The organism is Cypionkella sp. (genome assembly GCF_028290025.1).
Taxonomy (GTDB): domain Bacteria; phylum Pseudomonadota; class Alphaproteobacteria; order Rhodobacterales; family Rhodobacteraceae; genus Cypionkella.
The window spans coordinates 1-21,821 of sequence record NZ_JAQGKQ010000024.1; the positions used below are offsets into that span (position 1 = coordinate 1).

Consider the following 21,821-nt stretch of genomic DNA (forward strand, 5'->3'; position numbering starts at 1 on the left):
GCTGGATGGCGATGACGACATCGCGCTTTGGCTCGTTGAGTGGCGCGCGCCGATTGAAGATGTGATGGCGCTGTCCGCACCCGCGACTCATATAGCACGCTCGACTGGCAGTCGCATTTTATTGCCAGGGATACTGTGCTTGATCACCGGTCCAATACGCTAATGAATTGTTAACCATTACTTGCCACGATGGTTAACAGACAAGCGAAACGGAGACTTGGACAATGCGCATTCTTTTGGTGGACGGCGACCTTTGGACTGTCCGCCATCAGCGCCCATGGAACAGTTTAGCGTGATTGCGTAACGGAGGGTTTGCGGCTCATCTTTACCCCATATGGAGTTGAAGATGATGAAGAAACCCGTGACGACGAAGGCGCCTGCCGAGCAGGTTGTGAAATATATCCGGCGCGCGACGCGCAAACTGCATTCGTCCGAGGAGAAGATCCGGATCGTGCTATCCGGCCTTCGTGGTGAGGACAGCATTGCCGAGCTGTGCCGTAAGGAAGGGATCGCCCAAAGCCTGTATTACAGCTGGTCGAAGGAATTTCTCGAGGCCGGCAAGAAGCGGCTGGCCGGTGATACGGCCCGCCAGGCGAATACAGGCGAGGTGAAGGACCTGCGCGCCGAGGCTTTGGCACTGAAAGAACTGATGGCCGATCTCAGCCTTGAAAACCGTCTGCTCAAAAAAAACATGACCGGGGCTGGGGGCGACCAAGAATGAGGTATCCGGCCGCTGAAAAGCTCGAAATCATCCGGCTCGTGGAGCAGTCGCATCTGCCGGTGCGGCGCACCTTGACCAAGATCGGCATCCCGCCCACCACCTTTTATCGATGGTATGACCGCTTCGTCGAACATAGCCCTGTGGGGCTTGAAGATCGCCCTTCTTGCCCTTCCCTGAACTTTGGTCTTTGATTTGCGGCGCCAGACGGCCATCAGCAGAGCTTACAGCGGCAGATCAGCATAGGTGCGGCCCTGCATTAACCAACCGATGACCCGCCGAAAAACAGATCAGTCACCACAGCCAGATACAAGAACCCCTCATACGAATATCCCGCTCGTCCGTAACGCGCGCCAAATCGCGCTTCAGCCGACGGATCTCGTCGGCTTGGGCATCGACCTCTTGGATCACTTTCGCAGGCCGCGAAAACTTCTTTTGCCATGTGTAGATTGAGTCGGTGCTGACCGCGGGTAAATCCCTATACTCATCCTGAGCGACCGCATCGCGTTTGAACTCATCTGTAACCTTGTTTGCGACATCTCGTCCTCCCTGCTTCCAAAATTACCAAGCAAGGCGTCTACAATTCTAAGACTATTCAACTCCTTGTGACGTTGGAACGAAAATCGCGCCGGAGCGTCTGCTTGGTACGCCACCAAAGCGTGAGAACTTGAATAAGTGGATGACCTTAGTGCCGGATCAAGTCAAACTCGTATCTGTCAGCACAGCCGTCCCTCCCAATCTGATCAGTCAACGAGACGCCGCCAGTGTGGCGCATGAGAGCTTTTCGGCGCGGTATGATGATTTCGAACGTCTGGTGAAGGTGTTCGAAAGTTCCGGCATTCTGAAGCGCTACCTTGTGAGACCACTCGACTGGTATCTCCAGCCCTTGGGATGGTCCGAACGCAACGCGGCCTATGTGGAAGGGGCCTGCGCACTGTTTGTCGATGCCGCATCACGCGCGCTTGTGGACGCGGGCCTGTCTGCTGACGATATCGACACTGTGGTCACGGTATCCTCCACAGGTCTGGCAACGCCCGGCATCGACGCGCGGGTCGCAGAACGCCTCGGCTTTCGCAGCGACGTCGAACGCGTGCCTGTGTTTGGCCTTGGGTGCGCGGGCGGGGTCACCGGCATTGGCATTGGCGCGCGGCTTGCGCAGTCCCGGCCCGGCAGCAATGTTTTGGTGGTCGCGGTCGAGCTGTGTTCGGTGGCTTTTCGCCTCGACAAGCTGACCAAGGAAAACATTGTGGCGACGGCGCTGTTCGGCGATGGTGCGGCTGCCTGTGTGTTGCGGCTTGGCGAAACCGGACTTGCCAGCGTGGAATTCTCGGGCCACCACACCTGGCCCGGAACGCTCGACATCATGGGGTGGAGCGTCGACGACACCGGTCTGGGTGTGATTTTTGACCGCGCCATCCCGCCCTTTGCAGAGGCCAACATCGCTCCCGCCTTGCAAAGTATTCTGGGCCGGCACGGCCTCGGGCTGGACGATGTTGACCGGTTCGCCTGCCATCCCGGCGGGGCCAAAGTGATCACGGCACTGGAACGCGCACTGTCACTGGATCAGGGCACGCTGGACCATGAACGCAGCGTTCTCGCCGAATATGGCAACATGTCGGCCCCGACCGCACTGTTTGTGCTTGACCGGGCGGTGAAGAAGGGACTGCCACCCCGCACGCTGTTGACCGCTATGGGTCCAGGGTTCACCGCAAGCTGTGTGTCGTTGCAGGCTGCGGCGTGACGCCCGCCGTTCTGCTGCTCGGTTTTGTCACGCTGTCCCGTCTGGGCGAATTGTGGCTGGCGCGGCGCAATACTGCCGGGTTGATGTCTGGCGGGGCGACAGAGGTGGCGCCCGGCCACTATCCCGCAATTGTTGCCCTGCATGCGCTGTGGCTCGGCAGCCTGTGGATTTTCGGCCCGGGCCAGCCGGTGAACGGTGTCTGGCTGGCAGTATTCCTGCTGCTGCAGCTGGGACGTATCTGGGTCCTGACGACCATGGGGTCACGCTGGACCACGCGTATCATCATCGTGCCGGGCGAGCGGCTGGTTGCCCGCGGGCCATATCGCTATGTCAACCATCCGAACTACATGGTGGTGATCGGAGAGATCGCGGTGCTGCCGCTGAGCCTTGGTCTGCCGTGGCTGGCGGTTGCCTTTTCACTGCTGAATGCAGCGGTCCTGACCGTCCGCATCAGGGCAGAGAATGCAGGATTGCAAATGGCCCGCGTCAATGACGCAAGCTGATCCCCTGCCGACAGACACCCTGCGTATCCGGACTTGGTTTGGCTTTGGTGCGATGTGCACCGGCATGTTCATGGCGATACTTGACGTGCAGATCGTCGCGACATCGCTACCAAACATTCAAGCCGCGCTGAACATAGAACCCGACCAGATGAGCTGGGTGCAGACCGCCTATCTGATCGCCGAAGTGATAGCCATCCCGCTGACTGGGATGCTGATGCGGATCCTGACGATGCGATGGCTGTTCGTGTCGGCAACGGCGCTGTTCACCATCGCCTCGGTCGGGTGCGCCGCATCGAGCAGTTTCGCGGAACTTATCGGATGGCGCATCGTGCAGGGCTTAGCCGGCGGCACCCTGATACCTGCGGTCTTCGCGGCGGTATTCTTGCTGTTTCCGCAACGCACGCAGGGCATCGCGACCACGGTGTTCTGGCGGTGCTGGCCCCCACGGTCGGCCCGATTGTGGGGGGTTGGATCACCGAAACGTATTCCTGGCATTGGCTCTTCCTGATCAACGTCATCCCCGGAATAATCGCGGTTGCTGTTGCGGCAGCGGTGCTGCCGCGCGAGACGTTGCAGGCGAGGCTGATCCGGTCGATCGACTGGCTGTCGCTGGCGATGCTGGGCATTGCGCTCGGCGCGCTGGAGATCGCGTTGAAAGAGGCCCCGCAGCGCGGCTGGACATCCGGCCTAGTGACGGGCTTGTTGGCCCTTTCCGCCGTCAGCGGCGCAAGCTTCGTGCGCCGCAGCCTGTCGGCCGTCTCCCCGGTGGTGGATCTTCGCAACTTTATCAGCCGCAGCTTTGCGGTGGGCTGCATCCTCAGCTTTGTGCTCGGGATTGGGCTGTTTGGGTCTGTCTATCTGATGCCGGTGTTTCTGGCCTTCGTGCGCGGCCACAACGCGCTTGAGATCGGAACGATCATGCTGGTCACTGGGATCGCACAGTTGCTGATGGCACCTGTCGCCGTGGCGCTGGAACAGCGAGCAGATGCGCGTCTGTTGACCGGGTTGGGATTTGCCGTCTTTGCCACCGGCCTCGCGATGAGCGGCTTTCAGACGCCGCAAACCGACAGCGCGGGGATGTTCTGGCCGCAGGTGGTGCGCGGCTTAGCCATCATGTTTTGCCTCTTGCCGCCGACCCGCCTTGCCCTAGGCGCCTTGGCACCCGACCGAGTGCCAGATGCCAGCGGTCTGTTCAACCTGATGCGCAATCTGGGCGGGGCGATCGGTCTGGCGCTGATCGACACGGTGATTTACTCGCGCGGGGAGGTGCACGCGGCCGATCTGATGACGCGGGTGCAGAGCGGCGACGTGGATGCCGCGCGGTTTCTGGGCATACCCGAAGGAATGATCACTGCCCTGCCTGCCGGGCCACCGGATGCCGGAACGATGGCGATGCTGGCACCCCTGCTGCAAAAAGCGTCACTCACCGCGGCGATCAACGACGCTTGGCTGATGATCGCTTTGCTGACCGTGGTCGCCTTGTTGTGCGTGCCCTTTGCACAAGCGCGTGCGCAGCGGTCATGACTTTACCAGAGACTCCATCGCGCGGCTAACGGCTCTAGTTGCAGGATGCGCCGCGCCGCCACCCGGCGAGGCCCGGATCGTGCTGGCACTGTTTTATGGCGCCGTGACAAATCTGGCTTTCGTCGGTGGCGTCGGTGCGAAGATGTTCGCGATATTCTTCGGATTGAGCCGCTGGCTTGGCACCGCGGCGTGGCCGTGAAGCTTGGGGCAAACGCGTGCCTCGTCCTGCAGTTTCCGCTGCTGCACTCGCTTTTATTGGGGCGAATGAGTAGGCGTTTGTTGAACGGTATGCTTCCGGGCCCGCACGGGCGCGTGTTAGCGACGACCACGTATGCGCTGAACGCCTCGTGAAACTGCTGGCGCTGCTAACACTCAGTACTCTCGCATTCGTGTGTGTCCAGTTGCAAAAGACTTTGGCCAAACTGACTGCGGATGGCGGTGTCACACTCCACTCCCGCCCACATGCGCAATGACAACGAGGGCTCGGTCCCTTAGGTTGCTTTGAAGACTGCAATGCACTTGGGTTCAGGACGGAATGGCGATAACCTTAAAAGAAGTGGCGGAACTGGCGGGCGTATCGCGTGCGGCGGTTTCGCGGACGTTTACCGAAGGTGCCTCAGTCTCGGCAAAAACCCGAGATAAGGTCGAAAAAGCTGCGGGTGAGCTGGGGTACAGCCCCAACATGCTGGCCCGCAGTTTGACGACTCGAAAGACCCAGTTGGTCGGGCTGGTGTCGAACAATTTTCACAACCCGGTCTTTCTGCAGATTTTCGACCTGTTCACCCGCATCATTCAGGAACAGGGGCTTCGCCCGCTGTTGGTAAACCTGTCGGATGAAACCGACCCCGCCCGGTCGGTTCAGTTGTTGCGGCAGTATTCGGTCGAGGGGGTGATCGTCGCCACGTCGCACCTGCCAGATGGCTTTGCGCGGGCGTTTCGCGATGCGGCTTTACCAGTCGTGCATACCTTTGGCCGGGCGTCAGAAGCACCGGATGTGCATGTCGTGGGCATCGACAACGTGGGCGCAGGGCGGATGGCGGCAGAAACGCTTATCGCGCGGGGCTACCGTCGGTTGGGCTTTATGGGCGGGCCTGAACAGGCTTCGACCACCCAGGACCGGCTGGCGGGATTCGTTGCAGCGGCGCGTGCGCGAGGATTGGAGGTCAGCGCCAGTTTTGCCGGTGCCTATAGTTATGAAGCGGGCCGTACCGAGATGGGGCGCTTGCTGGAAGGACCCTTTGCCGAAGCCTATTTCTGTGGGGATGACGTGCTGTCGATTGGAGCGATATCGGCGGCACAAGAGGCTGGCCTGAACGTACCCGCGGACCTTGGGATCATCGGGTTCAACGACATGGAAATGGCGGCTTGGGCCAACATTGCGCTGACCACCATCCACCAGCCGTTCGAGGCGATCATTAGGTCATCCATCGACCTAATCATGTCCAGTTTCGCCGACCTCGGGCGCCTGCCCGAGGTCCGGCTGTTTCCCTGCCACGTGGTGGAGCGTGGCACGCTTAGGCGTCTTGCCTAGCGGAACAGCTTAGGCCGCGCGTCAACCCAATTGCCTTCAGCTTTGGCCGACGCCACTGCGGCATGTATGGCCGCTACGGACCTCAGCCCGTCTTCTGCGGTCGGAAACAGCGTGATGGCCGGGTCGGGCGTGCGGCCTTCCTGGGCTGCAAAGAAGCTTTCGGCAAGATCGCGGTAGATGTTGCCAAAGGCCAGCGGCATGCCCTCGGTATGGCCGACTGTCACGCGAGAGGCGCGGTCGGCTTCGGGCGAGAGATTTCCCTCGCCACGCTCGATCACCTGCAAGCGCTGACCAAGCGGCATGTAGAACAATTGGTTGGGCTGCTCTTGAGACCAGCGGAGGCCGCCAGTTTCGCCGAAAATTTGCAGCGCCAAGCCGTGCTGCCGCCCAACGGCCACAGATGACGTCCACAACCGGCCTACGGCGCCGCCGTCCATGCGGAAGTTGACCATCGCGTCATCCTCCAGCACCCGTTCTGGCAGGCAAGAGGCGAAGTCAGAGGACAGTTTTGCGACCTGCTGACCCGTCACGAAACTGGCCATATGCAGCGCGTGGATGCCACAATCGGCGAATTGCGCGGATACACCAGCTTGCGCCGGGTCATAGCGCCAACGTACGCGAGGATTGTTGGCATCGGCGGCATTAGCGTGGTGGCCGTGGGCAAACTCCGCCACGACAAGGCGGACACGCCCAAGATCGCCCCGCGCGACCATCGCCCGCATGTGCCGCACCAGCGCATAGCCGGTATAGCCGTAGTTCACGGCGCAAATCCGGCCCGCAGCACGGGCGGTCAGCACCAGATCTTCCGCCTCGGCCTCGGTCACCGTCATCGGCTTTTCGCACAGCACGTTGATGCCCGCTTGCAGGAAGGCCTTTGAAATCTCGTAGTGGGTCGAATTGGGCGTGGCGACCGTCACCAAGTCGATCCGGTCGGGGCGGTTCATCTCGCCAGCCAGCATCTCGCGCCAATCGCCATAGGCGCGGTCGGCGGAGATACCCAGTGACTGCGCGAAATCGCGCCCTGCGGCGGGGTCATGGTCCAATGCGCCCGCAACAAAGTTGAAATGGCCGTCCAGCCCTGCCGCCAGCCGATGTGCCGGGCCGATCTGGCTGCCCTTGCCGCCACCGATCATGCCCCAGTTCAGTCGTTTCATGGCTCGTCCCTTGTCAAAAACCGATGGAGGAAAGAAAGGCGCGGTTGGCGCGCGCATCGTCGATAGGCGAGGTGCCGCCCGCCGGGTCGCAGTCTTGTTCGACCGTACACCAGCCGCTGAACCCGGCATTTAGCAGGATTTGCCGAACGCTGGCGAAATCAACGTCGCCCTTGCCAAGGTTGCAGAAAATCCCCTGCCCGCAGGCGTCGTAAAACCCGATGCGATTGGCCACGGCGCGGACCTTGACGGCTGGGTCGATGTCTTTGAAATGCATGTAGGAAATCCGCCCGCTATGACGGCGCATGAAGGCCACGGGGTCGTATCCGGCATAGGAATGGTGCCCGGTGTCGAAGCAGATTTTCAGAAGGTTCTCGTCGACCTCGTCCAGCAAACGCTCCAGTTCCGGTTCGAAATCAATGAACCCTGCGGCATGGGCGTGGATGCCCACTGTCAGCCCGTGATCTGCTCCCAACTGCGCGACCCGTCGGATGCGGTCCACAAAATCCGCCCACTCGGCCCAGCCCATCTGTTCGGCCTCACGCGCCCGTCCCGCAGTAGGGGCGCGGCGCGGTGAGATGGAGTCGATCAGCACCAGATGCTGCGCACAATGCGAGGTCAGCGCCTTGCAGGTGCGGGTTGCCGCGTCCCAGACGTCATCCCACGCCGCTGGGTCATGGAACGGGCGAAACACCACGCCACCGATGAGCGTCAGGTCATTCTCGGCCAAAGCACCCGCCAACACGGCGGGGTCTTCGGGAATGAAGCCGATGGGGCCAAGCTCGATCCCCTTATACCCCGCCGTTGCGCAATCGGACAACACACGCCGCCAGTCCGGGTTGCGCGGATCGCCCGCGAACTCGACGCCCCAAGAGCAGGGGGCATTGCCGATCTTGATCATCTCGTGTCCTTTTACAGATCTATCCAAATACCCGACGCGGCAGAGGTCCGCGCCGCTTCGATGATGCGGTTGACCTCCATCCCGTCTAGAAAAGTCGGCCAGACCGATGACCCAGTGGTAATCGCCTGCAGGAAATCGCGGGCTTCGATGATGATCTGGTCCTGATAGCCGGTGCCGTGGCCGGGCCCCTGACAGAAGGCCAGATAATCTGGATGCTCTGGTCCGGTCAGAATCTTGCGGAAACCGCGCAGGTCGGGGGTATCATCTGCGCGATAGAGCCAAAGCGCGTTCTGATCCTCTTGATCGAAACGAATGGCACCTTTTGTGCCTGTGATTTCATAGGCATAACCCATCTTGCGTCCCGTAGCCACACGGCTGAACGAAAGATGCCCCATGGCTCCGCTTGCAAAGCGGCACATGAACTGCCCAATATCGTCGTTGACTTCGCCGTCTGTGCCGGGCCTGCTGTGGTGAACCGTGGCGATGTCCGAACTGAGCCGCGCAATCGGGCCGATCAGCGCCAGCGCCGCGTTGATCATATGCGGGGCCAGGTCGCCCATCGTGCCATTCGCCGCCCCAAAGTTGCGCCACGAGGCGGGCCTGCTGGCATCGGCGTCAAAATCCTCGGTATGTTCGCCGCGAAACCATGTGACCGCGCCAATCTCGCCCCGTTGCACCAGGGCGCGGGCGAATTGCGACGCCGGGGTGCGGATGTAGTTGAACCCCACCATATTGACGCAGCCCGAAGCATCCGCCGCTGCAACCATCGCGCGGCTGTCATTAAGGCTCGCCCCAAGGGGTTTTTCGCAAAACACCGGTTTTCCCAATGCAAAAGCCGCCTCGGCAATCGCGCGATGGGTCTCCTGCGGCGAGGCGATCACCACGGCCTCGACCCTCGGGTCCGCCGCCAGAACCCGCCAGTCAGCAGTCGCGCGGGCAAAGCCGTATGCGGCGCGGTAGCCTTCAGCAGAGGCGTCTGAGGTGGCGCAGATCATCTCCAGCCGTGGCCTGAGCGCAGTGTCAAACACCGATGCCACCGCCGCCATTGCGACCGAATGGGCCTTGCCCATATAGCCGCCCCCGACGATCCCTATGCCTATTTCACGCATTTACATTGACCTTCAAAGGCTATTGCAACCGGTTGCAAAATTGATAACGTAAGTTGCAACGGATCGTCAATGCGATTCCTGATCTGTTCAAAAAAGGTGCAAGCATGGCCGTGGCCACCCCAGATCTGCCGCCAGATGCAGCACATCAAACCGTGCGCATGACCGTGGCGCAGGCTATTGTCACCTTCCTGTCGCAGCAATTCATCGAGATTGACGGACGCGAGCAGCGCATCTGCGCGGGTGGTTTCGGCATCTTCGGTCACGGCAACGCGCCATCTTTGGGCGAGGCGCTTTATGCCGCTCGAGAAGAATTGCCGCTGTATCGCGGACAGAATGAACAAAGCATGGGGTTCGCCGCTGCGGCATATGCAAAAGCGCAACTGCGGCGGCGCTTTATGTTCTGCACGGCCTCTGCTGGTCCAGGCACGGCGAACCTGCTGACGGCTGCGGCCTTGGCCCATGCCAACCGTCTGCCGATGCTGATGCTGTGCGGCGATAATTTTGCTACTCGCCTGCCCGACCCGGTGCTGCAACAGCTGGAGCATTTCGGCAACCCGACGCTTGGCGTCACCGACGCGTTTCGCGCCGTCAGCCGCTATTGGGACCGCATCACCCACCCGGCGCAGATCTTGAACAGCCTGCCTGCTGCTCTGAATACGATGCTGGACCCCGCCGATTGCGGCCCCGCGTTTCTGGCCTTGCCGCAAGACCTGCAAGGCTGGGCCTATGAATACCCCGCAGAATTCTTCGCCCGCCGCGTCCACCGTATTCGTCGTGCGGCACCCGATGCTGCAGAGGTTTACAACGCAGCAACTCTGCTCGCTGCCGCCCGTCGCCCGCTGATCATTGCTGGCGGCGGCGTGCAATATTCCGGCGCGGTGGCAGAGTTGATGGCCTTTGCCGAAGCCCACGCCATCCCGGTGGTCGAAACCATCGCCGGTCGGGCTAATATGGTCTGGGATCATCCTTTGAACATCGGACCGATTGGCGTGACCGGATCGGACAGCGCCAATATTCTCGCTGCCGAGGCCGATGTGATCCTTGCCGTTGGCACCCGGCTTCAGGATTTCACCACCGGGTCATGGTCCGCCTTTGCCCGCGATAGCCGCATAATCAGCCTGAATGTCGGGCGTCACGATGCCAGCAAACACCTGTCCTTGCCTTTGGTCTGCGATGCGAAAACTGGGCTGCAGCAACTGGATCAGGCGCTTTCCAGCTATCGCACTCCGGCGGCATGGTTAGCCCGCGCCCAGACCGAGCGCCACACCTGGAACGCCTATGTCGCCCGCAACGTGGCGCCGCGCAATGGTTTGCCGACTTATGCGCAGGCGATTGGGGTCGTTAACGACCGCTGCACCGCGCAAGACCGCATCATAACTGCCGCCGGCGGATTGCCCGCCGAAATCGCTGCGAACTGGCGCAGTCTTGGCATTGGCACGGTCGATATCGAGTTCGGGTTTTCCTGCATGGGATACGAGGTTGCCGGTGGCTGGGGGGCTCGGATTGCGCAAGTGGAAACCCAAGCCCAGGCACATACGGTGGTGTTCGTTGGCGACGGGTCATATCTGCTGATGAATTCTGACATCTACTCATCGGTTCTGACCGGCCACAAGTTGATCATTCTGGTGCTGGACAACGGCGGTTTTGCTGTCATCAACAAGCTGCAAAAGAACACCGGCAACGCCAGTTTCAACACGCTGTTTGCCGATTGCCCCACCATTGCGGCGCCATTTGCCGTCGACTTCTCGGCCCATGCCCGCGCGATGGGGGCCATTGCTGAAGATGTCGTCTCACTCGATGAATTCGGCGCGGCGTTCGAGCGTGCCCGCGCAGCCGACCGCAGCTCTGTCATCGTCATGCGCGTCGACCCCCACAATGGCTGGACCGAGCAGGGCCACACATGGTGGGAGGTTGGCTTGCCGCAAACCAGCACGCGCCTCGCCATCGACGCCGCCCGCGCAGCACTGGCTGTCGGTCGAGCCAAGCAGCGGGCGGGTCTTTGATGCAAAGACTTTGGCAACGGATGCGGCTGAACCGGTTCGTGGTTCTCGGGCGGGTCGGGATGGACCTTTACACCGATCCTCTTGGCACCTGCATCGAAGAAGCACTGCGCTATACGGCGGCCATCGGTGGATCGGCTGGCAATATAGCGGTGGCGCTGGCGCGTCAGGGGGCGCAGGTCGCCCTGCTGACGCGGGTGTCGGAGGATGCGGTTGGGCGGTATTGCGTGGCAGAACTGGCGCGCTATGGCGTTGACACCACCCGTGTGCGCCCCGTTGGTGGCGAGGCCCGCAATTCTCTGGCCGTGGTGGAAACCATACCGACCAAAGCGCAGACAGTGCTGTATCGCAATGGGGCTGCCGATTTTGCCTTGTCTGAGGCCGATGTGCGACCCTTGGACTTCAATGGCGTATCGGCGCTTGTCGTCACTGGAACGGCTCTGGCCTGCGAACCATCGCGCAGCGCGACATATGCCGCGATGAAGGCAGCCCGTGCTGCGGGCGCGCTTGTGGTGCTGGACATTGATTATCGCGCCTATTCCTGGGCGTCTGAAGCCGAGGCTGCGCGCGTAAGCCACGAAGCCACAACCAAATCCGACATAATCATTGGCAATGACGACGAATTCGGCCTGCTGGCGGGCGATTACGCGCATGGCCGGACCTTTGCGCGCTCACTCGCCCAGAATGGGGCGCTGTTCACGGTTTACAAACGCGGCGCATTTGGTGCGACGACCTTCACGCCTGATTTCAGCTTTGACACCGGCATCTTTCCCGTCAAGGCGCTTAAACCAATGGGTGCCGGGGACGGGTTCATGGGGGGGCTGCTGGCAGCACTTGGCCAAGGACATACCCTGGAAAATGCGGTCCGGCGCGGGGCTGCAACGGCGGCGCTGATCGTAGCGGGCATCGGCTGCGCACCAGCCTCGCCCGATCAGGCCACGCTTGACCAATTCATCAACGGCCAACATCCGTAACCGGAAAGGCGCATCATGCATATCGCCCCCTATGACAACCAAAATCAACCTATCATCGGTGGGGACCATCCCGTGATTCCGTTGGTCTATTTCAACATCGTAAAGCTGAAATACGGTGAAAATTTTGTCTCGGAAGTGCCGGGATACGAGACCTGCGTCGTGCCTGCCACCGGAGCTATCGACGTGCAAACGGCGGGTCAAACCTTCGCCCGCATCGGCCAGCGCCGCCTGAACGTGTGGGATGGTGAACCGGAGGCGGTTTATGTGTCCTCGGGTCAACCCGCCAACCTCACCTGCCAAAGCGAGGAGGCCGAGGTTTTCGTGGCTGGTACGCTGACAGATGAGGTTCTGCCGCCCTTTGCCATCCGTGCCGCCGATATTGACCCGATCCAGTACGGTTCGGATGACACGAAGACCCACCGCAAGATCAAGCACATCCTTGGGGCCAAATACCACGGCCGGGTCAGTCGACTGCTGGTGTCGGAGCTTTACACCGTGGGCAGCGGCGGCTGGTCCGGCTTTCCCAGCCACAAGCACGACACCAATCGGCTGCCGTTGGAAACCCGCCACGACGAAGCTTATAACTTTCGCTTCAACCCGCCGCACGGCTCCGGCCTGCAGATGTTGCAGCGAGAGGATGGCAAGTCGGGCGATGCCTATCATCTGGTCGATGGCTCTATCGTGCTGATCGACAAGGGCTATCACCCGTGTTGCGTCTTGCCCGGCTATGAGATGTATTATTTCACCATTCTGGCCGGTGAGACCCAGCGATCACTGGTGCAGTTCTTTCAGCCAAGCCACGCCGATCAGATCGAAACCATACCGGGCATCAAAACGATGATTGCCGCGTTCAAATGAGCCTTGTACCCCTGTTCGACGTGCTGCGACCCTGCCTCACCGATGGCACGGCGGTGGCGGGGCTGGTGGTGCTGGGTTGGGAGGATGCGCTGGCCTACGTGCGTGCGGCAGAGGCGGAGCAGCGGCCGGTCATCCTGCAAGCCGGCCCCGGATGCCGGGCGCATATGCCGCTGACCGTCCTGGGCGCCATGTTTCGCAGTCTGGGCGAAGCGGCGTCGGTGCCTGTCGTGGCGCATCTGGACCACGGCGAAAGTCTGGCGGTCTGCCAAGCAGCCATTGCGTGCGGCTTCACCTCGGTGATGTATGACGGATCAGCCCTGCCCTTGGCGGAAAACATCGCGGAAACCCGTGCAATCGTGGAGATGGCTCATGCAGCTGGTGTGTCAGTAGAGGCCGAGTTGGGTGTGGTCGGTTATCACGACAGCGCACCCTCCACCGGTACCAACCCTGCCGAGGTGGCCCGCTTTGCCTGGGAAACCGGTGTCGATGCCTTGGCCGTATCCGTCGGCAACAGCCACCTGATGACCGCACCCGGTGCGGCAGTGGATATGGCGCAGTTGCGGGCAATTCAGGCGGCGGCCCCTGATTTACCTTTGGTGCTGCATGGCGGATCGGGGATCGAGTCCGGCTTGCGCCGACGTCTGGCGCGAGAAACGTCGGTCTGCAAGTTCAACATCGGCACCGAGCTTCGGATGGTGTTCGGCCAATCGCTGCGGGCGGCACTTGCCCGGGATCCGATCCGGTTTGATCGCAATCAACTGCTGCAAGATACGGTAAAGCCGATGATTACTGCGGCGCGAACCGTGATCCAAAACTTGGGCTGACCAATGCCGGTGAAGGACTCCGCTTCGTAAACGGCAGCCGGTTCATAATCAGCGAGAAGTCTGATGATGCCGGATGCTAATTGTGCAAGCTCAACTTCAGCTATTCTTGATAACGCAGTTCAGGGATGTGCCTTTATCGAAAGCTTCAACGGCCGCCTGCGCGATGAGCCGTTGAACGAGACCCTGTTCCCGTCCCTGCATCATGCCCGCGCCACCCTCGCCACCTGGCGCACTGACTATAACACCGAACGGCCCCACTCACGCCTCGGCTGGCAGACGCCCGCCGCGTTCGCACAGACCTTCGCCCCGCAACGGGGTCTGACGCTGCGCAACCCCCAAAGCTCCGCGCCAGCCCCTGTTGCCCAACCCGCCCAAATGGGCAAAACTCAAACCCAGAGTCTCGCTCATGCTGGATAAAAGTTGGGGGCAACGTCAGTGAGTTGGAACGCAGCGCTTGGTCAATTTTCGGCATTCCTTCGAAGGCATCTAACGTGGTCAAAGCGCTTGGGTTTATCTAGCTGACGGCGCGGCCATTTTCGCACAGGGCGTATCTCCGTCAGGAGATCAGGACGACGTGGGGGCTGCTCTGGCAATAGCAATAAGGAAAGCGATCGTCCAACATTTGACTAAGTTATCTTCCATAGCTCATCCCAACTTACACAAATCGCCGCCTTTTTTTTTGGAGTTTTCATGGCCACTTTAACCGCACTCGCAGCCCTCGATATGACAAACCCATCCGTCTGGTATGGCGTTGTTGACTCCTACAACAGCACGCACATCACCATAAAGGCGGGGCTTCTCAGCGGCACTTACCGAGGCAACTTCTCATATGATGATTATGGAAACGTGTTTGGGCAGTTGAATGGCTACGACACATACTACAACGGCAAGATCCAAGTATCGATTAAGGGTCTGAATTTGGATGCCTATGATGTCATGTCTCTGATCGATGACGGCAATGTTGGACAGGTCTACCAAATGGCTTTGGGCGGCAACGATAAAATGTCGGGTTCAGCCTATGCGGACGCGCTACTGAGCTTTGGCGGGAATGACAGTCTGCTTGGAAACGGTGGGAATGACACGCTCTCCGGCGGCGCTGGCAATGACACTATGGATGGTGGCTCCGGCGCTGATAAGCTTATCGGCGGCACTGGCAATGATACTTACATGCGAGGAGCAGGCGACTCAATTTCGGAAGGTGCTAGCGCGGGCAGGGATACCGTTAGATCATCTACCAATTATGTCCTCGGAGCCAATCTAGAAGATCTGGTTTTAACGGGATCTGCGACCAACGGGACAGGCAATTCTCTCGCAAATTCGATTACCGGCAACAACACGTCAAATGTGCTGTCCGGTAACGCTGGAAATGACCTCATTTATGCGGGGGGAGGCAAGGACTCACTTTCAGGTGGCGGAGGCAGCGACAAACTATACGGTGGCACCGATAGCCTGGCTGATGTTTTCGTGTTCGCAGCAAAATCAGATAGTGCGGTAGGGTCGGGGCGTGACATGGTTTACAACTTTACTCGAGGTTCGGATGATATTGATCTGCGTACCATCGACGCGCGGTTCTCCACGGCTTCAACAAACGACACTTTTCTGTTTAACGGCAAAGCATCGCAGGCTCATTCGGTGTGGTTCATTGTTGAGGGGGGAAATGTGGTCGTGAGAGGTGACGTCAGCGGAGACAAAATTGCAGATTTTGAAATACAGATAAACGGTATAACAACTTTGAACGGCTCGGATTTCTTGCTGTAGGAGGCAAGGCCCGCCTAGCAAAGGCTATCTACTCAGCAATCGGTAACTTCCTATCGGCCTTAATTTGCGACAACCAAGCCGAAGCGATTACGGTGGCAGGTAGTCGCCATGTCGTTGCTTTCTGTCTTAGCAACCATGGCCAGGGGTGCCAGGACTACGGATCGACTGGACGAGCGGCCGCCCACCTCCACTATGGGCATTTTGGGCAGCGTGTGTGGCAATCTAACCGACCGTGAACCACGACCGTGGTTATCGCGCATTAGCGGCCGTCCGCCCTCCTTTTGACGCTGAAACCGGGCTAACCTACTGATATACAATGCAACAATGTTCTGTGCTGTCGCGCCATTCCAGTTCGGGCACTTCTGCCTGCACCCACGACCTTTCAACCGACGTGCTCGGGCTGCAATCTTGCCAAGTGCCGGTTGCTTCAGCTAGTTAATCGGCTCCGGGCCCGATCGACTCTAATCGTCAAAAGAATAGCGTTGAACCTGAGCGGCGCCTTGTAATGGTAACTGGCTCTGGGGACGAGCAGTCGATATCGACTTAATGTGTGCTGGGGAGCCCGTTGCCCATCCCAGAGTCAACGCCATTCCCGATGGCAAGATATACGTCAGAGCGCGCCCCGGCTCGGCATCCAATCCGAACAGGTTTGAAAAGGCGACAAAATCCTTAAACCATCGATGTTCTTGAGAGAATGACTGCACGATCATCGCAGCTCGGTCTGTTTTGAAACGCTGCGCCTCAAGAACTGCAGCCGCTGTTCGATGAAAGAGTTGATATCGCAAGGCGCCTGGTGGTGGGGCGCCCACCCCGAGAAGATCATAAATAAACCCAATCCGCTCGGTCTTCCCCGGACTAGCGCGCGTCATCCATTCGCCGACCGTGGGACCAAATGGTTCATTGACTTTGGCCTCCACCGCCACCGCGCATGTCTGAGTGCCGACCTTAATTAGGGCGAAGACGTCGCACTGGCTTTCCCGGCGCCCCCCTGGCATTGCAACCTTGTGCTCGGGGATAGCCAGCAGAAGTTCGACCTGCTCACCAAAGACGTCTGCAATCTCATGAGGCACGCCACCGGTAGCCTCCCACGAAAGCGCTGCAGCCATGGCCGAATACCCGCATTTCCACTGTTTTTCTGGATCGGCGAGAAATCTACGCCAGTCCTCTGGTCCGGATGTCGGAATGAGAATGCGTGTGATGATGTTTTCCTCCAATTGGCAGTTCTTGTGCTCGACAGGGAGCTTAGCGTGGTCGGCAATGGCTCTCGTTTTAGAATAGCAAAAGCTGGTAAGGTTTTGTCATTTCGGCAAGCTATTGCACTGCCCTATCATTCGACAAGGCGGTTTGGCGACGGCGGGGGCCAGCGCGTACATAAACTGTGTTCCCGAGCTTTACCTCTATACCAAGCCTCGCGAAGACAAAGCTGGCAGGGCTGATGCCGTGCTTGCGGCAGACCTCTGCCACAGTCAGCCCGGCTTCCTGCTCCTTAATCATCCCGATAATCTGCGTCTCGGTGAAATGGCTTTTCCACATTTCGTCTGCTCCTTCGGATTGGACAGGCTCTACATCAGACCGAGGGAACTTCCCGGGGGGCACGTCAATCGGGCCGCTCAAGGAAGCCGGATACACGTCTGAAATCGTGATCGCCGAACCAGCGCCAACGAGACTGTTGCAATTAGGCGGGGTTCATATACGTCCACACAGGACAGCACACTCGGCATCGTTAAATTATACTATCCGGGCGACCGCGGGTCCTTTTTTCTGGTGCCTCATTGGACACTTAATGATAGGGTTTGAAGCATAGCATAGCATAGCATAGCATTGCGGCGGGTGGCGGTGATGGATCGATGTCTTCATGGGGACGGAGTAAGGATCGTACTTGACGAGCCGCTTACAGCCGTCGATAGCGGTAAGACTGTCATGGCCCATGCGTTCCTTGGCATCGCCGGGATCGCGCCAGAAAGTCTGACGCTGATTGCGAAAGAGGGTGAGTTCGAAGCCGCGCTACCGTGTCAGCTGTTCGACGCCCCATTTGCAACTGTCCCGACCAGCTACTCGGCCTTTGGGCGGTTGGCGGATGCCGAAGAAGACCCCCGCACCACGGCGCTCTTGGCCCTTGCGCACGCATTCGTAAACCCGGTGCCCTCCACCACGCCCAGCACAGCTTGTCTACCGGCGATCTATACCTATTTCGGCCAGTTTATCGCGCACGAGGTAGGCCGTCTTAGCGGGTCCACGGACGGGAAGGTCATCAATCTGAACACGGCCAGCTTTGACCTCGACACGATGTTCTTTCCGGCTGGCAAATTTCCGAGCGAAATTCTGACGGCCGCGCCGCTATGCGTTCCGTTTGGGCTGGCGGCTCTAGGCAACACGTCGCCCGGCACGACCGCCGACCTTTCTGATCTGCCGCGCGCCGTCACTGGCGAGCCCGTGGTGCCGGACAGACGCAACGACTCCAATCCGCAGTTGGCGCAGCTTCACGTGGCCATCTTGAAGAAGTATCGGGCGTTGCTTGAGACCTCCTCCGACGCTCAGATGGAACTAACGCGGCTGTTGCATTCGATCACTATCCACGACTATCTGCGGCAGGTCATTGACGATTGTGTCTATAATGATGTCCTCCACTCCGGGCGCAGACTTGTTCATGCCCATAAGGACGCGAAGAACTACTTTCTTACACCGATCGAATTTGCCGCTGGTGCCCATCGCTTTGGCCACACGATGGTAAGGGACGCCTATCGGTGGAGACGAGCGGCGCCCCCGCCGGACGCGGCGCTTGAGCAACTGATGCGGCAGACCTATGCGGGAGAGGGCCTGACGTTCGACGCTGGCCTTGGTCCGGGGGAATCGATCCGACGCATTGCGTCGAGATGGACCATGGAAAAGACCGACATGGTTCGGTACCCCGGCGCAGAGGAACCGAACCTTGCCAACGGCATCGGCCCGGCACTGGCGTCACCATTGCAGACCCTGTCCGGAAAATATGTTCAAAATGCTGATCCGCTTTCTGAGGTAAACCTCGCGGAAAAGACGCTGATGCGGGGGCAGGAGGTCATGTTGCCCTGCGCTCAAAGCCTTTGGGCCCTGATTGAGCCGGTATGCGGTCGGTTCCTGACGCCGGAAGAAATTTCTGGCTCGGTAGGAAGCACCTTTTTTGATGCCCTGACCATGAAAAACGTCGACGCCCCCACGCTCGTGGAGCGGACGCCCTTGTGGTTCTATGTTCTGCGCGAGGCAGAGGTTCTGCAGGGTGGGCACAAACTCGGTCCGCTCGGCGGTCGCATCGTGATGGAGACGATCCACGCCTCCATCGAAGCGACGGGATGCTCTCCGAGTGGCCTGCAACCCGCGACGCTAGCCGATTTGTTCACCGAAACCACTTAGGCACGGAGGAGCCTTCATGAGCACGATTATCGTCTACAAACGCACCGGTAACACCATGTTCGCTCTGGACGCTGCCGAGCGCCAGAACGGCATGGTGGACGCCGGCAAGAAGCTTCGCACTGCGTTATCCGCCAGTGGAGGCAGTGTAAATGACGACGATGCGGAGGACCGGGTGCGCAACGTGCTCGACTTCCTGATTGCAGAAAAGGTCCCACTAAGCACAACCCAGCACCTCTACGATGTGAGGCTTGAGAAAAGCCGGATCAGCACTGTCTCCTACAAGCTCGCCGGAGCGACCGACAAGCGACAGCGCTACATTTTGACCCATAGAGACAACCTTATAGTGGGTGACCCGAACAACGCCCCAAAACCAGACGGCCTACTGACGGACGCCGACAGAGCCAAGAACGGGAAACTGAAGTTGGACGTCGGGCTCGACAACTTGGCAACTGCCAACAATGTCTTCAAGATGCGCATGACGGTTCCCAGAGCCGCGAGCGACAGCAACAGCTGGGGCTACCTGTCGACAGATATCTATTCAGACGAGAAAATCCTCGAGAGTGGGGTGGTCACTCCACCACTTCCTGCAGCAATTGCTGAAAAGATCGAAGGCTACCTGATTTCGACCTTCACGTTCAGCCGCTGCCGCTGATCTCGCGGTATGACATGCTCCCTTCTACATCGACCACTGAGAGTGCTGCTTGGCGTTTCAAGCCCATAGCTGCCGGTCAGGCTATTTCATTGGCTCGTTCCATGCGAAGCGGATTGCCAACGATAACGTGCGACTCATTCGTGCGGTCGCGCAAATGATTAAGGGCAAATAATGCCGAGACAGACTGGGTGGGGGGAGGTCGGCTGTGCTGGGCTTAGTTTATGGCATCCACGCCATCAACTAAGCCCAGCGCAGCCTAAACCAACAGCGGTAGGGTGACGCTGCCAATGCGGGCGAGGGCGGTAGTGGCAGCGTCCAGCAGGGCGGCGAGTATGCCGGGGGCGGCGCGCTCAAAGGCTTTCCAAAATTCGGCCTCAAATTGGCGATTGCTTCCGCTCATTACTGCCAAGGCGACAATCACCGCGCGATCGGCAAGGTCCGGGGCGATTGGCAAGGTCTGGGATGCCATTCAACAGAATGGGGCGGGTGGCGGTGAATAGCACCTCGTCACTGTCTGAGTGCAGTTCGCGCGTGCCAAAGCCGCCGCCCGTGGCGATGCGGCACAGTGCGTCCGCCATTGTGGGTTTGATGCGCAAAGGTTGTCAAACGCCATGACTTGATTGTGCTTCGCCGCGATGACAAGATCTCGCTCGGAATAGGGCGCGCTGCGTGCCATAGGGTTGGCGGGGTCAATCAGGCTACGCAGCACGCGCGCCGTGGTACTTTTGGCGCTGCCTTGCTCACATGTTAGGATCAGAATGGGGTAGGGGCCGCGCGGGTGGGGGTTGCCTGGGTAGCATCGCTTGATCAGCGTGCGGGCGCAACAATGGAAGTCGCACTGAGGAGCGGGCACAATAACACTGCCAAAAAAGCGGGCGCCGATCAGCGCCCACTTCTGTTGATCCCGATTAAACCGGATAAATCAGGCGCGTACTTTACGACGCAACGCCGCTAGGCCACTAAGCCCTGCGAGCAGCAAGAGCCCGCCTGCTGGCAGCGGCACAGGGCTGACGCCGTCGTCGCCGATGCTGATAGATTTCAGAGAGCCGTCTACACTTGGGACCGCTCCAAATCCGGGAACGTTGGTGGTGTCGACCATGAAGGATAAGGTGGCGAGACTGTTGAAATCCGCAATTGTGCCCATTGAGCTGAACTCGGAAAAAAACAGGGTCGGGTCAAAACCAACCTGCAGCACCTCTTGGTAAGTGCTAATGTTGCCCATCGTGTCGACAGCCGTCGCAATGAAATTGGCGACGTTATCGAAGTAACCTACGTCAAAGAAGAAGAACGGGTTTGCTCCGCTCGAAATGTCCCCAACATTGGTATAAGTTACGGTCCCAGTTCCTGTAGCTAGATCACTGTTCGAAAACGACAGCGATCCCCCGACTGCTGCCAGAGTCGTGGCGGCGACTGCATTGCCGTTATTAGAGGTATTTTCTGCAGTCAACGTCCGGGTGCCAGCCCCGAACGCAATGGTGTTTGAGTTGGTAGAACCTGGATAGGGTTCGTCCACTGCCAGCTGGTTATCATTGAAATCATCAAAGACGACCGTAGCGGCAAATGCGTGAGCAGATGTCAGCAGCATTGCTGCCGACGTTGCCAAGCCTAATACGCCAAGTCTTGTTGTAGTACTTATCATCGTTGCACTTCTAATGTGAGCGAAAATGCGCTCGACGAGGAAAACCTGTGGCTGGCACAATGGTTCCTCGCTTACGCGTAATTTAAATGACAGAAGCTTTTGCTTGACGGCAGATTTGCGACGAAGCGTCAGGAGCTGCATCTTGGTCTACATTACTTGCGACGGGAGAGCTACTTCGCTGCGTATCTGCTATCGGGTTTCGCTTAACCCATCCGCCCTTCGCCGTCGGATCTCATGGCTGAACTCTCGCACAGCTACCGCTGCTTCAAAATACATCTAGCCACTGCTTTATGTAACAATCGCGCGGGCTGCGCAGCCGAAAAACAGTGGGGCGGTGAGCAGATGGCTGACCCACTAGTCTGCAGATCACGTTACGTGCTAGCGAACGATCAGGTATAATGAGGGTGTTCAAAGACTAGAGGGAACTCGATTCATTGTCCACGTTTGTTCAGGCTTCACAAACGCACTTCTGTGTTTGCGAGTTAGGGCGCGCTGGTAAAACCCCCAACTGGCGCGCCCTTTCTCCAACTTATCATACCGGGAAAAATTGC

General features: G+C 59.2%; 18 protein-coding genes and 3 pseudogenes. 14 read left to right on the plus strand and 7 right to left on the minus strand.

Features of this window, described 5'->3' with window-relative positions; genetic code table 11:
* Nucleotides 1-346 precede the first annotated feature (346 nt).
* The 6 genes and pseudogenes from JWS10_RS03165 to JWS10_RS03190 all read left to right on the plus strand — a co-directional run.
* A pseudogene (locus JWS10_RS03165) lies at nt 347-894 on the plus strand (helix-turn-helix domain-containing protein); the annotation flags it as partial.
* Nucleotides 895-1,406: 512 nt separating this feature from the next.
* Nucleotides 1,407-2,459: a type III polyketide synthase gene (locus tag JWS10_RS03170; protein WP_366943509.1), complete on the plus strand. Its 1,053-nt coding sequence runs from the start codon at nt 1,407-1,409 to the stop codon at nt 2,457-2,459.
* Nucleotides 2,456-2,962, plus strand: coding sequence for an isoprenylcysteine carboxylmethyltransferase family protein (locus JWS10_RS03175; protein WP_299504688.1), 507 nt, complete (start codon nt 2,456-2,458; stop codon nt 2,960-2,962). The genes JWS10_RS03170 and JWS10_RS03175 overlap by 4 nt, the downstream gene beginning before the upstream one ends.
* Nucleotides 2,949-3,470, plus strand: coding sequence for an MFS transporter (locus tag JWS10_RS03180; RefSeq protein WP_299504690.1), 522 nt, complete (start codon nt 2,949-2,951; stop codon nt 3,468-3,470). The genes JWS10_RS03175 and JWS10_RS03180 overlap by 14 nt, the downstream gene beginning before the upstream one ends.
* Nucleotides 3,395-4,486, plus strand: a complete 1,092-nt coding sequence (locus tag JWS10_RS03185; RefSeq protein WP_299504692.1) for a DHA2 family efflux MFS transporter permease subunit — start codon at nt 3,395-3,397, stop codon at nt 4,484-4,486. Before JWS10_RS03180 ends, JWS10_RS03185 begins: the two co-directional genes overlap by 76 nt.
* Before the next feature lie 535 nt (nt 4,487-5,021).
* Entirely contained in the window at nt 5,022-6,017 is a 996-nt protein-coding gene (locus JWS10_RS03190; RefSeq protein ID WP_299504694.1) for a LacI family DNA-binding transcriptional regulator, read from the plus strand.
* On the opposite strand, the gene JWS10_RS03195 is transcribed toward JWS10_RS03190, so the two are convergent.
* The 3 genes from JWS10_RS03195 to JWS10_RS03205 are packed head-to-tail and all read right to left on the minus strand — an operon-like array spanning nt 6,014 to nt 9,178.
* Nucleotides 6,014-7,171 carry a Gfo/Idh/MocA family oxidoreductase gene (locus JWS10_RS03195; RefSeq protein ID WP_299504696.1) on the minus strand — a complete coding sequence of 386 codons (1,158 nt, stop codon included), beginning with the start codon at nt 7,169-7,171 and terminating at the stop codon, nt 6,014-6,016. The genes JWS10_RS03190 and JWS10_RS03195 overlap by 4 nt on opposite strands.
* A 13-nt stretch (nt 7,172-7,184) precedes the next feature.
* The gene (locus JWS10_RS03200) at nt 7,185-8,069 is read right to left on the minus strand and encodes a TIM barrel protein (RefSeq protein ID WP_299504699.1); all 885 of its coding nucleotides are present in this window, start codon (nt 8,067-8,069) and stop codon (nt 7,185-7,187) included.
* Nucleotides 8,070-8,080: 11 nt separating this feature from the next.
* Nucleotides 8,081-9,178, minus strand: coding sequence for a Gfo/Idh/MocA family oxidoreductase (locus tag JWS10_RS03205; RefSeq protein ID WP_299504702.1), 1,098 nt, complete (start codon nt 9,176-9,178; stop codon nt 8,081-8,083).
* A gap of 104 nt (nt 9,179-9,282) precedes the next feature.
* Here JWS10_RS03205 and iolD point away from each other — a divergent pair, with 104 nt between their 5' ends.
* The 6 genes and pseudogenes from iolD to JWS10_RS03235 all read left to right on the plus strand — a co-directional run bounded on the left by iolD (nt 9,283) and on the right by JWS10_RS03235 (nt 15,592).
* Nucleotides 9,283-11,181 (plus strand): 3D-(3,5/4)-trihydroxycyclohexane-1,2-dione acylhydrolase (decyclizing), encoded by a 1,899-nt coding sequence (iolD, locus tag JWS10_RS03210; protein ID WP_299504704.1) that lies wholly within the window; start codon nt 9,283-9,285, stop codon nt 11,179-11,181.
* Nucleotides 11,181-12,152, plus strand: coding sequence for a 5-dehydro-2-deoxygluconokinase (gene iolC, locus JWS10_RS03215; RefSeq protein WP_299504707.1), 972 nt, complete (start codon nt 11,181-11,183; stop codon nt 12,150-12,152). The genes iolD and iolC overlap by 1 nt, the downstream gene beginning before the upstream one ends.
* 15 nt (nt 12,153-12,167) lie before the next feature.
* Entirely contained in the window at nt 12,168-13,010 is an 843-nt protein-coding gene (locus tag JWS10_RS03220; protein ID WP_299504709.1) for a 5-deoxy-glucuronate isomerase, read from the plus strand.
* A complete protein-coding gene (locus tag JWS10_RS03225; RefSeq protein WP_299504712.1) occupies nt 13,007-13,834 on the plus strand; it encodes a class II fructose-bisphosphate aldolase in 828 nt (275 codons plus the stop codon). Before JWS10_RS03220 ends, JWS10_RS03225 begins: the two co-directional genes overlap by 4 nt.
* A 132-nt stretch (nt 13,835-13,966) precedes the next feature.
* Nucleotides 13,967-14,251 (plus strand): annotated as a pseudogene (locus JWS10_RS03230) (transposase); the annotation flags it as partial.
* 273 nt (nt 14,252-14,524) lie between these two features.
* Nucleotides 14,525-15,592: a hypothetical protein gene (locus JWS10_RS03235; RefSeq protein ID WP_299504714.1), complete on the plus strand. Its 1,068-nt coding sequence runs from the start codon at nt 14,525-14,527 to the stop codon at nt 15,590-15,592.
* A gap of 461 nt (nt 15,593-16,053) precedes the next feature.
* Here JWS10_RS03235 and JWS10_RS03240 read toward each other — a convergent pair whose 3' ends face one another.
* Entirely contained in the window at nt 16,054-16,806 is a 753-nt protein-coding gene (locus JWS10_RS03240; RefSeq protein WP_299504716.1) for a hypothetical protein, read from the minus strand.
* A 205-nt stretch (nt 16,807-17,011) separates the two neighbouring features.
* Nucleotides 17,012-17,125, minus strand: a pseudogene (locus JWS10_RS03245) (transposase); the annotation flags it as partial.
* A 387-nt stretch (nt 17,126-17,512) separates the two neighbouring features.
* Here JWS10_RS03245 and JWS10_RS03250 point away from each other — a divergent pair.
* Nucleotides 17,513-18,979, plus strand: a complete 1,467-nt coding sequence (locus JWS10_RS03250) for a hypothetical protein (RefSeq protein WP_299504718.1) — start codon at nt 17,513-17,515, stop codon at nt 18,977-18,979.
* A gap of 16 nt (nt 18,980-18,995) precedes the next feature.
* Nucleotides 18,996-19,631 (plus strand): hypothetical protein, encoded by a 636-nt coding sequence (locus JWS10_RS03255; RefSeq protein ID WP_299504720.1) that lies wholly within the window; start codon nt 18,996-18,998, stop codon nt 19,629-19,631.
* Nucleotides 19,632-19,887: 256 nt separating this feature from the next.
* Here JWS10_RS03255 and JWS10_RS03260 read toward each other — a convergent pair whose 3' ends face one another.
* Entirely contained in the window at nt 19,888-20,100 is a 213-nt protein-coding gene (locus JWS10_RS03260; protein ID WP_299504721.1) for a hypothetical protein, read from the minus strand.
* Nucleotides 20,101-20,553: 453 nt separating this feature from the next.
* Nucleotides 20,554-21,411 carry a VPLPA-CTERM sorting domain-containing protein gene (locus JWS10_RS03265; protein WP_299504722.1) on the minus strand — a complete coding sequence of 286 codons (858 nt, stop codon included), beginning with the start codon at nt 21,409-21,411 and terminating at the stop codon, nt 20,554-20,556.
* Nucleotides 21,412-21,821 lie beyond the last annotated feature (410 nt).

Bases quoted from the DNA above. Each gene is read 5' to 3' on its own strand.
- JWS10_RS03180 (WP_299504690.1), top strand. From the start codon at position 2,949: ATGACGCAAGCTGATCCCCTGCCGACAGACACCCTGCGTATCCGGACT.
- JWS10_RS03190 (WP_299504694.1), top strand. From the start codon at position 5,022: ATGGCGATAACCTTAAAAGAAGTGGCGGAACTGGCGGGCGTATCGCGT.
- JWS10_RS03195 (WP_299504696.1), bottom strand. From the start codon at position 7,171: ATGAAACGACTGAACTGGGGCATGATCGGTGGCGGCAAGGGCAGCCAG.
- JWS10_RS03200 (WP_299504699.1), bottom strand. From the start codon at position 8,069: ATGATCAAGATCGGCAATGCCCCCTGCTCTTGGGGCGTCGAGTTCGCG.
- JWS10_RS03205 (WP_299504702.1), bottom strand. From the start codon at position 9,178: ATGCGTGAAATAGGCATAGGGATCGTCGGGGGCGGCTATATGGGCAAG.
- iolD (WP_299504704.1), top strand. From the start codon at position 9,283: ATGGCCGTGGCCACCCCAGATCTGCCGCCAGATGCAGCACATCAAACC.
- iolC (WP_299504707.1), top strand. From the start codon at position 11,181: ATGCAAAGACTTTGGCAACGGATGCGGCTGAACCGGTTCGTGGTTCTC.
- JWS10_RS03220 (WP_299504709.1), top strand. From the start codon at position 12,168: ATGCATATCGCCCCCTATGACAACCAAAATCAACCTATCATCGGTGGG.
- JWS10_RS03225 (WP_299504712.1), top strand. From the start codon at position 13,007: ATGAGCCTTGTACCCCTGTTCGACGTGCTGCGACCCTGCCTCACCGAT.
- JWS10_RS03235 (WP_299504714.1), top strand. From the start codon at position 14,525: ATGGCCACTTTAACCGCACTCGCAGCCCTCGATATGACAAACCCATCC.
- JWS10_RS03250 (WP_299504718.1), top strand. From the start codon at position 17,513: ATGGCCCATGCGTTCCTTGGCATCGCCGGGATCGCGCCAGAAAGTCTG.
- JWS10_RS03255 (WP_299504720.1), top strand. From the start codon at position 18,996: ATGAGCACGATTATCGTCTACAAACGCACCGGTAACACCATGTTCGCT.
- JWS10_RS03260 (WP_299504721.1), bottom strand. From the start codon at position 20,100: ATGGCATCCCAGACCTTGCCAATCGCCCCGGACCTTGCCGATCGCGCG.
- JWS10_RS03265 (WP_299504722.1), bottom strand. From the start codon at position 21,411: ATGCAGCTCCTGACGCTTCGTCGCAAATCTGCCGTCAAGCAAAAGCTT.